This is a genomic window from Lujinxingia litoralis, assembly GCF_003260125.1.
Classification (GTDB): Bacteria; Myxococcota_A; Bradymonadia; order Bradymonadales; family Bradymonadaceae; genus Lujinxingia; species Lujinxingia litoralis.
The window spans coordinates 687,600-700,674 of the sequence record NZ_QHKO01000002.1; the positions used below are offsets into that span (position 1 = coordinate 687,600).

Here is a 13,075-nt window from a genome sequence, read left to right on the forward strand (position 1 = left end):
GACTCAAATTTTACAAAAGCAGGATGCATGGCGAGCGATCGAAACCTGGTGTGGATTGACCTGGAGATGACCGGGCTGGACCCGAAGACGTGCACGATTCTGGAGATCGCGACGATCGTGACGGACTCGCAGCTTCAGATTGTGGCCGAGGGGCCCAGCCTGGTGGTGCATCATCCCGATAAGGTGCTCGATGCGATGGATGCGTGGAACACCGAGCATCACGGAAGGTCTGGGCTGACCGCGGCGGTCAAGGCCTCGAAGGTGAGTCTGGCGCAGGCCGAGGCGCAGACGTTGGCGTTTGTGCAGGAGCATTGTGCGCGAGGTTCGGCGCCGCTGTGCGGGAACTCGATCTGGCAAGATCGGCGCTTCCTGGCGGAGTACATGCCGCAGCTGGAGGCCTTTCTCCACTATCGGATCATCGATGTGTCGTCGGTCAAGGAGGTGGTACGCCGGTGGTATCCCGCCGGCGTGGCGATGCCTCCGCGCAAGGAACAGAGCCACCGGGCGCTGGACGATATCAAGGATTCGATTGAGGAGCTCAAGTTCTACCGTTCGGAGGTGTTTGTGGCGCCGGGCGGGAGTGCGACCTTTGCGACACGGCGCTGATCACGACCAGGTGAGCAGTGCCCAGCCGATGGCCAGGATGATCAGTCCCAGGGCAATGCCGGTGACGATCTGGGCTTTTTGAGCGTCGGCCGCGGAGAGTGGGGCGGCGGCGTTGGGGGAACGCAGCTCGGTGGAGTCTTCAGGAGGGGGAGCGATGATGAGGTCGGCGGAGTCGGGGGCCGCGGCGCTCGGCTGGGCGGCCACCGCGGCGGGGCGCGGTGTGTTCTGGTGGGGCCGAGGTGGCGAGATGGCCGGAGGAATCATCTCGTCGGTGTTGGGAGAGCGCGGGGAGGTGGAGAGAAGATCATCCATGGAGGTGTCGATGATCGGGGCGGGGTCTTGGGGGGGAGCGTGCCGGCGAGACCACTGATTGTCGTCGAGCCAGCGCTTGATGGTCTGGCCCATTTCCAGGGCCGTTTGGAAGCGTTTGTCGGGGTCTTTGGCCAGGGCCCGGGTGATGATGGCCGCGAACTCCGGATCCACCGAAGAGGGCAGCGGCGGGGGCGCCTGGTTCTGGTGGGCGAGGATCAGGGCGTAGGAGGAGTCCCCGTCGAAGGGGAGGCTGCCGGTGACGCATTCGTAGAGGACGACGCCCAGGGAGTAGAGATCGGCGCGGTGGTCGACGTCGGGATTTATGGCCTGTTCGGGGGCGAGATATTGGGGGGTGCCGTAGATCTGGCCGACGACGCTTAAGAGGGGATCGGACTTCTGATCGGCGCGTTTGGCGATGCCGAAGTCGAGAATTTTAACGGCTTCGGAGCCATCTTCGGCGCGGGCCAGGAAGATGTTTTCGGGTTTGATGTCGCGGTGGACGAAGCCCGAGAGGTGGATCTGGTGAAGTCCCTTGAGGATCTGGAGCGCCAGGTGTGCAAGCTCCTCGGTGGGCAGCGCTTTATTGCGGTGAAGCCTGTCGAAGAGTTCCTCGCCGGTCAGAAGCTCCATGGAGAGGAAGGCGTGACCGTCGGGAGATTCCCCGAATTCGTAGACGCGCACCACGTGTTTGGAGCGGATGGCTCTGGAGATGCGGGCTTCGCGCTTGAAGCGCTCGATGATGCGCCAATCGTTAGCGAACTCGGCGGTGATGACTTTGAGGGCGACGGGCCTGGAGCGTGAGCCGTCGTCTTTGAGGCGTTGTGCGGCGTAGATTTCGCCCATGCCGCCGGCGGCCACAAAGCCCAGGATGTGGTAGGAGCCGAAGCGTTTTCCCGGGAGGAGGACGCGGTTGAGTACCGCCTGGGAGTTGATGGAAGTACGTCTGGCGAGCTCTTCGACGGAGCTGGCACGAATGAAGTCGATGCTGTCCTCGTCGAGGCCCTGGGAGTCAGGGGGCAGCTCGATCAGGGTGCTCTTCACAGGAGGCTCGCGGGGTAAAAGGGAGTTGTCCGGTAGTCGGGTTGTTGGCCGCTGTAGTATAGTCTGAAAGCAAGATGGTCCCAAGAGCGATTGAAGGGCGGCAGATGAGCGAGCGAGCGGCAAAGGTCTGGCGGTGGCGTCTGGGGGCGCTTCTGATGGTGATTCTGGCGATGCTCGGTGGCTGTGATGGGTGCGCACCGGAGGCGCCTCCGGTGGGGGAGGCAGGGGCGCTGGCGCTGGGGAAGGTGGTGCCGCAGAGTGCCCAGGCGGTGGTATTTGCGGAGAAACTCACCTGGTTGGAGACCATGCTGGAGGGTGTCAAGGTACGCCTGGAAGGGGTGGTGGAGGAGGGCGGATTCGCCGAGGATGCCGGGGAACTCGGGGAGATCTGGCAGGTGGTGGGGGCGGGGGAAGAGTTGCCGGCGGTGGCGTATGTGGCGCACGGGCAGCTGGTGGTCGCGGGCTGGCGTCAGGAGGGGGGAAGGGTGCCCGATCCCGGGGCGATCTGGGGGCTGGAGGCGAAAGAGCAGGATCACGAGAAAGCCCGGGGAGCGCGCTGGTACGATGATGCCGGGAGGTTTCGGGGCTGGTCGGTGATCGACAGGCGGCGGTGGGCGGTGGGGTGGTTTATCGACGCCGAGGGCGCGGGAGAGGGAGCCCGGGGCCTTGATGAGATCGTGATGGCGCTCGGGACGCAGGCGCTGGAAGTGGGGGCGCATCGGGAGTTTCTGGCCAGCAGTGCGGAGCGTCGGCTCTCGGCGATGATCGCTGCGGGAGCGCTCGCCCGAGGGTTGGGCGGGGAGGGGCATGCCGGGGTGTTGGCACAGCGCCTGGCCCGGGAGCTGGGGTGGGTGCATGTGCGCGGCGGTCTGGATGAGACTCGCGAGCGGGTGGAGTTGGAGGTTGCCACGCCGGGAGCGCCCGGGCTGGCGTCGGGGATGATCGATTTTGGTCGAGCCGAGGGGGAGTTGCCCATGGTGGGCGGGCTGGTGCGTCCGGGAGTGCTGGGGGTGGCGCGGCTCTCGGGAGACCCGGGAGAGGTTGTGAGGTTTGTGCTCGGGGCGCTCTCTTCTGAAGATCGTCAGGGGTGGGAGCGCTGGGTCAAAGCCCTCGAAGAAGATCTTCGTGTGGATGTGATGAACGACGCGATCGGTCAGCTCGCCGGACAGGCGATGGTGGTGGTGTATGGCCTGGAGAATGCGTTTTTTGAGCAGGAGGGCGTGGAGGCCTGGGCGTCGCTGGTGCGGTTGAAGACCACACGTGATGCGGTGCTCCTGCCGATTAAGGAGCGTCGGCCGGTGGAGGATATGCTCAATTCGCTTACGCAGATCAGTCGGGGGAAGCTCCAGCGTCAGGTGATTCGGCATATGATCCAGTACGCCTGGCTGGAGGATGGCGAGCTGAAGTGGGCGTTGATCCTGGGCGATGATCATGTGTTGTTGGTCGATAGCGTGGTGGCTTTTGATCATGCCAATCGCTGGGAGCGCAGCGCGCAACCGCTGGGCGAGGGGCTGGCCCGTCGCGGTGTGGATGCGCTTCTCGAAGGTGTGGAAGGCGGCGGAGTGTATGTGGAGTTAGGGGCGCTTCGGGGCATCTTTGAAGAGAAGGGGCGTGAGGATTTGGCGCGCTGGCTGACACCGGTCGAGGCGCTCAGCGTGCGTGCCGGAGAGCAGGGGCGCGCCGATCGGGCGGAGGTGAGGCTGTGGTTGGGCGAGGCCTGGGCCGGAGGCCCGTCGGAAGCGGGTGAGGTGAGTGCTGCCGCGGAGGTGGCACCGTGAGTAAGTCGTGGCGAGTGGATGTGGAGGTGGGGCGTCGGGTGGTCGAGAGGTTCGCGCGGGAGGAGCGCGGGCTGGTCGAGGCGATGGTCGCCGATGGGTGGCCGGAGGCGATGGCGCGTGAAGGCCTGGCTCTGCACCTTCAGAGTTGGGATGTGGAGCAAGCCGCCGGGCGCCTGGAGCGGGAGTTGGCGGCGGTGGGGCCGGGGCAGCGAGTGGTGTGGCCGAAGATGGTCAGCCATATCTGGCCGATGTTACCGGGGGCCGGCGTGGGGCCTGTGCTGCTGGGGGAGATGATCGGGGTGAAACAGGGGGTGCGCTTATCGAGGCGCGGGGCGTGTTTTGGCCGCAAGGTGTGTGAACTGGCGGGCTGGGAGGTGCTCCAGGGAGAGCGCTGGGGGGAGGCCGAGGTGGTGGTGGTCAGTGGCAGTGATGCGACGCTCCACGAGATCGGTCGCCTGGCACCCGGGGCGCGGGTGGTGGGCTACGGGCATCGGGTGAGTTTTGGAGTGCTGGTCGATGGAGTGGAGGTCGATCTTCAGGAGGAAGCTCGCCGCTTTGCGCGCGACGTGGTGATGTGGCGGCAGTCCGGTTGCTTCTCGGTGCGAGCGATCGTGGTGGTGGGTGAGGAGGCGCGCTGGCGGGCCTTTGGCAAGGCGCTGGCCGGATGTATCGCCGCGGAGGAAGCGCGCCTGGGGGCGGGGAAGATGGACGAGGTTCAGGAGGCCGCCCGCGCGCAGGGGCTGGCGTTGGCCCAGATGCAGGGAGAGGTCTATAGCGAAGGCGTGGGGTATGTGCGCCTGGCGCGCGAGGCCTTTGAGGGTGGCGAGCGTGGACCGCACGCCGTGAGTGTGCATCGGGTTGAGGGGATCGCTGACCTGGCACCCGCGGTGGTGCAGCCGCGAGGGCAGGTGCAGGGCGTGGCGTTGGGTGGCGCGTGGGCAGGTCGGGAGGACCTGCTGGAAGAGGTCGTCAGGCTGGGCGCCACGCGGGTGGCGCCGGCCGGGCAGATGCAGGCGCCGCCTCTTGCATGGTGGCATGACGGGCGAGCCAACCTTTTGGGGTGGGCTCGCGTGGTGGAGGTGTCGGAGGTGGGTTAGCGCGGGTCGAGCCCTTCGGCGATCTCTTCGATGGTCAGGCTGCAGCCGCGGAGTTCGGCTTCGGGAGCGCGACCCAGCAATTCGAGCGTGCCGTCCGGGTAGAGGGTGCCTCGGTCGGAGGTCTGGATGGCCAGCACGCTGTCGAGGTTTGCCAGATCGATGAAGCGAATCAGGCCGGTTGCGCCGGGGGCGGTCAGGGGCTGCAGCGTGAGCGGGTCGACCACGGAGAGTTGCAGCCAGGGCGGCGCGGCCAGGCGACCGGTGGCGTCGGGGCCGTTGAGGGCGTCGGTGTAGGTCTGGCTGGAGAGCTCAGTCATCGAGTACTCGCTGATGCAGCGTTGGGCCGGCACCCCGAGGCGCTCTTCGAAAAGTCCGTAGAGATCTGCTTTGTCCAGGGTGCGCGAGCGCCCTTTGAAGCCGCCGGTTTCCATGAGGCGAGAGCCCGGGGGGAGACGCCAGGAACGGGTGGTGCGGTCGAGCAGCTCCACGTAACCAAAGGCTGTGCCCAGCAGCATGGTAGGGGTGTCGTCTTGCTCGGCCTGGTCGAGCGCGTGTTCCAGAGCTGCCAGATCCAGGTGCCAGGCGTTGTCCCGAAGCCCGATCACAAAGGTGCTCTCGGGGCTGCCCCAGCGCTCCATCAGCTCGCCGAGCATAAAGGAGAGGCTGCTATCGGGGAGATCGTCTGGCGAGGGGGCCAGGACGATCAGGCGCAGCGCTTGTTGGGAGGGGTTGCAGAAGCGCTCAAAGGTTGGGTGGAGGGAGGCGCGATAGAGCTCCAGGGTCGCAAAGTGGTGCTGACCCCGCTGCCCCTGGGTGGTGCCGCTGGTGCGAAAGGTGCGCGCGATCGAGGGACCGTGGAAGAGGTCGAGCACCTTGAACGCATCGGTGGGGACGGCCGGGATGAGGTTGAGATCGAGGTCGTCGGCCGGCGCTACGCCGCGGTTGGTGCAGAGGGTGCGGTAGGCGGCGTTGGTCTGATACTGGTAGGCGAAGAGCTCGCGCGCCAGGGAGGCAAAGCGCGTGGCAGGCCAGCTGAGAGGATCGGTGGTCGCTTCCCAGGAGGTGATGGCGCTGTGAATGTTACGAAAGATCTGGTCGCGTGAGGTCATGGCAGGCATGGTGTGGTGGTAACGTTTTGTGAGAGGCGCTCGCCGGGGCTGGCGAAGGCGTGAGGGTAGCATGGCGATCTGGGCAGAGAAACTCGCGGTGCGTGTGGGGCGCAACGAGGTGTGGGCGGGGGTGACTCTGCGCGCGGAGTCGGGCGTGCTGGTGGTCGTGCCGCAGGGGAGGAGTGAGGCTCGTCGCGCGTTGATGATGACCCTTCTGGGGCGAAAAAAGGCGGCAAGCGGGGCCTGTGGCCTGGACGGGCTGGAGGGTGCGGTGGGGTATGTTCCCGAGGGGGAGTGTGTGTACGGAGGGATGAAGGTGGCACGGCTGCTGGGCTACGCGGCGGAGCTGGGGCTGCGCGCGCTGGATGTGGAGGCGCGGGGGGCGCGGATCGAGGCCGTGATTCAGGAGCTGGGGCTGGCCGAGGTGCGTGAGGCGAAGGTGCGAGAGCTGGATGAGGTCGCGCGGTGGAAGGTGACGCTTGGCGAGGCGATGTTGCTGGGAGCGCGGGGATGGCTGGTGGAGATCGCCGGCGCCGACTCCGGGGCTAAACTCGAGGTGATGCGCGGGCTGGTGCGTGGGGGCGTGGCGGCGGTGGTATGCATGGACGAGGATGCGGCGGTGGCGCTGGTGGAGGCGACCGAGCACGTGTGTGTGCCGGGACCTGAGGGAATGGGGTTCTGGGGGAATGCAGCCCGGTGGCGGACGTGTGCCGGGGAGGCGTTATGATCGGGAGATGGTGGCCCGAGGCCTATGAGGTGGCAGTGCTGGCCGACCGGGAGTTGGAGGGCACCCTGAGTCGGGGGTGGGGGCTGTTGGGGCGTGTGCTGGTCGCGCCGGTGGCCGCCCTGATCGGGGGCCGGTTCGTCGCGGAGCCGGCGCATCTGTGGGTGGGCCTTGCTGTGGGGGTGTACGTGTGGGCGGCCGCGTTGGCCTGTGAGGCGGTGGAGCGGGGGCGATTGATGCGCGAGTTGTCGTTGGGGGTGCATGCCGGGGCGATGGTCGTAGCCAGGGTGCGGGCGGTGATTCCTGTGGCTGTGGTGGGCGTAGCCGGAGTGGGGGCGGTGGTGCAGCTCGGCGGTGGAGCGGGGGCGGCGGTGGGGTGGCTGGCCCTGACGCTTCTGGCCACCGCGTGGAGTGGGGTGGGGCTGGGCGTTATGGCGGCGCTCGGGACTGGAACGACCCGCCGCGCGCTGGTTGCGGTGGGGGGAGTGGCGGCTCTGATGGCGCTTTCTCCCGGCGCTGATTGGGCCGTCGGGTGGGTGCCGATGGCCACGGCCTACGGTGCGCTGGAGGCGTTTGGCGCACCGTTGCGCGATGTGTTTGTCGGCGCCGGGCGTCTGGTGATGCTGGGGATGCACGGCGTGGTCATGATGATCCTGGCCGGATGGGTGCTGGCCAGGCGGCGGTGGTGATGATCATGAGCACGAGGCGGCGATGAATCAGGCAGAACACAGAGCGCGAGCATGGATGCGGCGTTTTCTGATCCTGGGCGCGCTCTTGATGGCCGCCGGGCTGGTTCCGGTGCTCGTGTGCGGGCTGGGCAGCCAGGGGATTCTTCCGGAGGTTGTGACCAACTTTGGTGGGGATTACCTCCAGATGCAGGCAGGCGACTGGCGTGAGTGCGTTGGCAGGGAGTCGATCGGCCACGCGGCGCTCTTGTTCTTCGGCGGGATGCTCTGTCTGGGAGTCGGGGTCATCTTTCGAGATGTTGCCCGACAGCGCGCTCGTGAACACGAAGACATGGAGCGTCGCGTGGAGGGGCTCGGGCGTCAGGTGCACCTGACGCCGGCGATGACTGAGGTCGCCAGGCGAGCGGAGCAGGGGGCATCTGCCGAGGAGATTGAGGTCAGCGAGCCTCTCGACTTTGGTGCGCCGCCGCCGGAGGTGATGATGGCGGAAGAAGGGGCACAGGAGTCCGTGATGGCTTTTGTGCAGGGGGAGCAGGGCCGAAAGCATCGGCAGGAGCTTGAGCAGGCCGAGCGTGAACGGGTGCGTGAGAGTGCTCGCCAGCATGAATTTTATGTGCCGTCGGGTCTGGAGTTGGCGCCGGTGGTGTATGTGGACGCGGCGTTTGAGGCAGCGCCAGGGCAGGCGTCTGACGGCAGCCGGGAACGGCCATTTCGAACGATTCAAGAGGGCACCCGGCGGGCGTTTCAGCAGGTGCTCGCCGAAAAAAAAGAGGTCGTGGTCCGGGTATGCCCCGGGGTCTATCAGGAGGCGGTGGAGCTTCCAGACCGTGTGGTGCTGGTGAATGATTGCACTCCGGGGATCGAGAGCATTGATGAGCGTCTGGCGTGGTTGCGCGCACAGACCTTGCCCGATCATCCGGAGCGCGTGACCCTTCTGGCGCCTGGCGAGGCGCCCTGCGCGTTGCGGGTGCGTGCGGGACAGACCCAGGGGATCGTCGGTTGTTATCTGGTGGGGCGAGAGGGGGTGGCTCAGCGGGGCATGGAGATCGCCGGGAGTCGGGCGCTGGCCGTGGTCAACTGTGCGTTTGAGGGTTTCTCCCGGGGGGCGGTTAAAGTCAGCGACGCCGGGGACGATATCCCCGGGCGTGACGTGTACTTTTCGGGGTGCATTTGGAAGGGGAACGCCTCGGTCCGACGTGGCGGAGCGCTGCGCATCGCGCGCAGCGTGGTGCGGGTCGTGGCCAGTATCTTCGATAGCAATCGCGCCGGTCGAGGTGGCGCGATCTGGGCCGAAGATCTCTCGCGGCCGCTGGTGGTGGAGCGCTGCATGATGCAACGCAACCGGGCGCTCGGTGCTGTTGGGGGCCCCGAAGACCGGGAGGCGACCCAGGGGTGGGGCGGGGCACTGGCGATTGATGGGGGGCTGGCCCGGGTGACCGACACCATCTTGGAGGGCAACGACGCCCGCGGGGCCGGCGGCGCCATCGCGGTGATGGGGGCTCGCCTGATCTTAAGATGCACCGGAGAGGGGCGCGGTCTGATGTATGAGAATCGCGCGCAGCTCGGTGGTGGCCTGGTGGCCATCGGCCGCGACGGGAAAGCGGCCCTGGTCAAGATCAGTGGTGTGTCCGTGGTCAACAACCTGGCCACCGACCACGGTGGCGGCCTGGCGGTGGTGGGCCGGGCGGTGCTCAAGATGGAGGGGGGGGAGTGCAGTCAGAACCGGGCGGGGGCCGGGCATGGCGGCGGCGTGTTGGTACGCGGAGGCGGGCAGGCGAAGCTCGATGGCGTGGTTGTGAGTGCCAACCTGGCCACGGGGTCCGGAGGGGGCATCGCCGCGATCAACGGGAGCCTGAAGGTGATGTTGGGCTGCGGCATCTTTAAAAACCGCGCCGGTGAGAACGGAGGCGGGGTGCTGGCCATCACGGCCCCGGATCTTGAGCTCGCGCGCCGGGTGACAGAGCCGGGCTACGAACTTCCCTTCCGGGTGGTGATCGAAGACGTCAATATCACGCACAACGTCAGCGGCGCGCGCGGTGGCGGGCTCTGCCTGGGCAACGAGGTCGACGAGGCCAGCTTTCCGCTGGTGCTTGACGTGCGCCGGCCTCAGGCCGCCGTGGACAATCAGGCAGCGCAGGCCGCCGCCGAGCAGCTCTGGGTGAGGTGGGCCGGTCAGGTCGAGGCGCAAGATGGCAAGATGGGGCGGTTGAAACTGCGCCTGAAGTAGTCTCGGGGGAGCGGCGCCTGGAGCGGCGCCGGTCGGGCTCAGTTGAGGTTTTGCAAGGCCTCGGCCTGGTGATGCGCGATGAGCGGGTCGATGAGCTCATCGACGTTGCCCCCCAGGACTTCGTCGAGCCGGTGGGTGGTAAACCCGATGCGGTGATCGGTGATGCGCGATTGCGGGAAATTGTAGGTGCGGATGCGCTCAGAGCGGTCCCCGGAGCCCACCTGACCGCGTCGCTCGGCTTCGATCTCCTGGCGTTGCTCCTCGCGCTCCCGTTCCAGCAGCCGAGCCTGGAGCACCCGCAGGGCCTTGGCGCGGTTTTTATGCTGGCTCTTTTCGTCCTGACAGGTCACCACCAGGCCGGTGGGCAGGTGGGTGATGCGCACGGCCGAGTCGGTGGTGTTGACGGACTGGCCGCCCGGGCCGGAGGAGCGGTAGACGTCGATCTTGAGATCGTTGTCGCTGATGTTGATCTCTACGTCGTCGGCCTCGGGGAGGACGGCCACGGTGACCGCGGAGGTGTGAATGCGGCCCTGGCTCTCGGTATCGGGCACGCGTTGCACGCGGTGGGTGCCGGCCTCAAATTTGAGTCGACTGTAGACACTGTCGCCCTCGATCAACGCGATGACCTCGCGAAATCCCCCGCGGTCGGTCTCGTTGGTGGAGACGATCTCGATCTTCCAGCCCATGCGCTCGGCGTAGCGGGCGTACATCCGAAAGAGGTCGGCCGCAAAGAGCGCGGCCTCTTCCCCGCCGGTGCCGGCGCGGATCTCCAGGTAGGTGTTTTTATCGTCGAGGGGATCGCGAGGCAGGAGCAGGCGCTTAAGCGTCAGCGCCAGCGCGTCGAGCTCGGGGTTCAGCCGCTCCAGCTCGTCTTTTGCCATCTGCCGGATGGCGTCGTCATCGTCTTCGGAGAGGAGATCGCGGTTTTCGGCGATTTCGCCTTCGACGCTTTTGTAGCGCTGGAAGGTGGTGACGACTTCCTGGAGCAGCGCGTGCTCTTTGGCCAGCTTGCGAAACGTGTTGGGGTCGGAGGCGACCTGGGGATCGGCAAGCTGGCTGTTGAGCTGGTGGTAGCGCGCCTCGACTTCCTTAAGTTTTTCGAACATGGGATCGGCTCACAGCCCGACGGTCAACAGGGAAAGAGGAGGAGCGTAACAGGGCCGGCCGAGCGGTGGGGCCCGGCCGGCCCGAAGCCAGAATCAGCCACTCATCGACTGGAGGAAGTCGGCGTTGGAGTCGGTCTTGCCGAGCTTGTCGATGAGGAACTCCATCGAGTCGACCACGTTGAGCGGGTGCAGGAGCTGGCGCAGAATCCAGACGCGGTTGAGCTGGCTGTCTTCCATGAGCAGCTCTTCTTTGCGCGTGCCCGAGCGGTTGATGTCCAGGCAGGGGAAGATGCGCTTTTCCATGAGCTTGCGGTCCAGGTGCAGCTCGGAGTTACCGGTGCCCTTGAACTCTTCGAAGATGACCTCGTCCATGCGGCTACCGGTGTCGATAAGCGCGGTGGCGATGATGGTGAGGCTGCCGCCCTCTTCGATGTTACGGGCCGCGCCGAAGAAGCGCTTGGGCTTGTGCAGGGCGTTGGAGTCGACACCACCGGAGAGGATCTTGCCGGAGGGGGGCACCACCGTGTTGTAGGCGCGGGCCAGACGGGTGATGGAGTCGAGGAGGATGACGACGTCGCGCTTGTGTTCGACCAGGCGCTTGGCCTTCTCGATGACCATCTCGGCGACCTGCACGTGGCGCTGGGCCGGCTCGTCGAAGGTCGACGACACAACCTCGCCGCGCACCGAGCGCTGCATGTCGGTGACCTCTTCGGGACGCTCGTCGATGAGCAGCACGATGAGAACCACGTCGGGGTGGTTGTCGCCGATGGCGTTGGCGATGTCCTGCATCAGGACGGTCTTACCGGTACGCGGGGGGGCGACGATCAGGGCGCGCTGACCTTTGCCGATGGGGGTGAGCAGGTCGATGATGCGGGTGGAGAAGCCGTCTTTGGCCGTCTCCATCTGCAGGCGCTCCTCCGGGTAGAGCGGGGTGAGGTTGTCGAAGAGGATCTTCTCGCGGGCGTGCTCCGGATCCTGGAAGTTGACCTGCTCGACCTTGAGCAGCGCGAAGTAGCGCTCGCTCTCTTTGGGCGGGCGAATCTGGCCGCTGACGGTGTCGCCGGTGCGCAGGTTAAAGCGGCGAATCTGGCTTGGCGAGACGTAGATATCGTCGGGGCCCGGGAGGTAGTTGTAGTCCGGCGCGCGCAGAAAGCCGAAGCCATCGGGGAGGATTTCCAGGACGCCTTCGCCGGAGATCGAGCCGTCTTGTTCGGCCTGAGCCTGAAGAAGCGCGAAGATGAGCTCTTGCTTACGCAGGTTACCGGCGCCGTCGATGCCGGCTTCTTTGGCCATCTGCGTAAGCTGGCCGATCTTCTTCTCCTTGAGTTCTTTGAGGTTCATTTGGGGGTGCTCCTTGAGGGGAGGTTTGAAAAAGATGAGGTAGGTTCAGACGTTGAGAACAGGGGCAGGGGGCTCAGGCGCCGCAGGCAAGGGCATGGACCCGGAGGTCGGCAGACCGGCAGTTATGGCGCGTGGCGAGGATGGTGCCGGGGTGGTGAGAAGTAGAGCGGGGATGGGCGCGGGCCTGGACGTGGCCCGGGGAGGGCGACGCAGATGCGCGGAGGGGTGAAGCGCAGGCAGATCGTCAACGAGCGCGATAGACCACAGGCAGCTTCGGGGTGTTCGGGAGGTGAACACCGCCGAGCGGCGAAGTATTCGCGAAGACGATGGACCAGTGTGTAAAGAGTTGGCCGGCGCTTGTCAACACCGGCAGGGCCAGGATGGCGAGAAAGGTGCGCGGGCGCCCCGTGATGGCGGGGCGCCCGGCGCGAACCTGGGAGCGCTCTGGAGTGTTGGGGAACATTCGCCGCTCCGTGTCAGGTGTGGGAGGGCAATGCAGAAGCCGTGCCATCTGCACAAAGGCCGGAACTGGCGGGGCGAAGCGGGGAGGGCGTCGACCGAGTGGTTAAGCGTTGCTCCAGAGGTGGCAAAAACTTAGGGCATAAGGATCGCAGCTAGTCGGCGATCTGGGCCTGTGATATAGCTTTGAGCGAAGAGCTAAGCGCGCTGCCGAGACCGTGCGGCCCCCCGTGATGGCGAGCGGTACGGATCGAGTAGCCAGTGTGAACACCCACGTTTTGAACGCGTTAGATACGCCCGGAGAGGCGTTCTCTGCGGCGAGCCTCCCGGGCTTGGCCAGGCGGTGGAGCCTCCAGGAGCGAGAGCGATTTTTTGAGCATTCGAGCATTTTTCAACCCAGTAGAGATGAGCCTTTGGGTGCCCTGAGCGGTGTCTGAGCAGCGTTGCGCACGGTGGCAGGCGCCGGCCTTTTTATAGGTGGCGAGGTCTGAACCGGGCAGTGGCACTGCGCGGGAGGTTGTGACGCAGGTGGCGCAGGTCTTTGAAGCGTGTGCCCCCGGACGGCGACCTGGTCATGGAAGGTCCCCGA

Annotated in this window: 11 protein-coding genes; 6 read left to right on the forward strand and 5 right to left on the reverse strand. The window is 66.1% G+C overall.

Annotated features, from left to right (window positions below; translation table 11 throughout):
- Positions 1-27: 27 nt before the first annotated feature.
- Positions 28-606: an oligoribonuclease gene (gene orn, locus DL240_RS07275; protein WP_111729198.1), complete on the forward strand. Its 579-nt coding sequence runs from the start codon at positions 28-30 to the stop codon at positions 604-606.
- Here the strand turns inward: orn and DL240_RS07280 are convergent, their stop codons facing one another.
- Positions 607-1,959 (reverse strand): serine/threonine-protein kinase, encoded by a 1,353-nt coding sequence (locus DL240_RS07280; protein ID WP_111729199.1) that lies wholly within the window; start codon positions 1,957-1,959, stop codon positions 607-609.
- Between the two features lie 104 nt (positions 1,960-2,063).
- Here DL240_RS07280 and DL240_RS07285 point away from each other — a divergent pair, with 104 nt between their 5' ends.
- Together DL240_RS07285 and DL240_RS07290 are read left to right on the forward strand one after the other, a co-directional pair.
- A complete protein-coding gene (locus tag DL240_RS07285; protein ID WP_111729200.1) occupies positions 2,064-3,737 on the forward strand; it encodes a hypothetical protein in 1,674 nt (557 codons plus the stop codon).
- Positions 3,734-4,834 (forward strand): acyl-CoA reductase, encoded by a 1,101-nt coding sequence (locus tag DL240_RS07290; protein ID WP_146618161.1) that lies wholly within the window; start codon positions 3,734-3,736, stop codon positions 4,832-4,834. The genes DL240_RS07285 and DL240_RS07290 overlap by 4 nt, the downstream gene beginning before the upstream one ends.
- Here the strand turns inward: DL240_RS07290 and DL240_RS07295 are convergent.
- Positions 4,831-5,943, reverse strand: coding sequence for a LuxE/PaaK family acyltransferase (locus tag DL240_RS07295; RefSeq protein WP_158542423.1), 1,113 nt, complete (start codon positions 5,941-5,943; stop codon positions 4,831-4,833). The genes DL240_RS07290 and DL240_RS07295 overlap by 4 nt on opposite strands.
- A 70-nt stretch (positions 5,944-6,013) precedes the next feature.
- Here DL240_RS07295 and DL240_RS07300 point away from each other — a divergent pair, with 70 nt between their 5' ends.
- Genes DL240_RS07300 through DL240_RS07310 form a run of 3 tightly spaced genes read left to right on the forward strand, consistent with a single transcriptional unit; the run spans position 6,014 to position 9,580 of the window.
- A complete protein-coding gene (locus tag DL240_RS07300; protein WP_111729203.1) occupies positions 6,014-6,670 on the forward strand; it encodes a P-loop NTPase family protein in 657 nt (218 codons plus the stop codon).
- Positions 6,667-7,356 carry an ABC transporter permease gene (locus DL240_RS07305; RefSeq protein WP_111729204.1) on the forward strand — a complete coding sequence of 230 codons (690 nt, stop codon included), beginning with the start codon at positions 6,667-6,669 and terminating at the stop codon, positions 7,354-7,356. The genes DL240_RS07300 and DL240_RS07305 overlap by 4 nt, the downstream gene beginning before the upstream one ends.
- Positions 7,357-7,378: 22 nt before the next feature.
- Positions 7,379-9,580 carry a hypothetical protein gene (locus DL240_RS07310; protein ID WP_158542424.1) on the forward strand — a complete coding sequence of 734 codons (2,202 nt, stop codon included), beginning with the start codon at positions 7,379-7,381 and terminating at the stop codon, positions 9,578-9,580.
- Between the two features lie 38 nt (positions 9,581-9,618).
- Here the strand turns inward: DL240_RS07310 and prfA are convergent, their stop codons facing one another.
- The 3 genes from prfA to DL240_RS07325 form a co-directional block, all read right to left on the reverse strand.
- Complete coding sequence (gene prfA, locus DL240_RS07315; RefSeq protein WP_111729206.1) at positions 9,619-10,686, reverse strand: peptide chain release factor 1; 1,068 nt, start codon at positions 10,684-10,686, stop codon at positions 9,619-9,621.
- A gap of 93 nt (positions 10,687-10,779) precedes the next feature.
- Positions 10,780-12,027 carry a transcription termination factor Rho gene (gene rho, locus DL240_RS07320; RefSeq protein WP_111729207.1) on the reverse strand — a complete coding sequence of 416 codons (1,248 nt, stop codon included), beginning with the start codon at positions 12,025-12,027 and terminating at the stop codon, positions 10,780-10,782.
- Between the two features lie 244 nt (positions 12,028-12,271).
- Complete coding sequence (locus DL240_RS07325) at positions 12,272-12,490, reverse strand: hypothetical protein (protein WP_111729208.1); 219 nt, start codon at positions 12,488-12,490, stop codon at positions 12,272-12,274.
- Between the last annotated feature and the right edge of the window lie 585 nt (positions 12,491-13,075).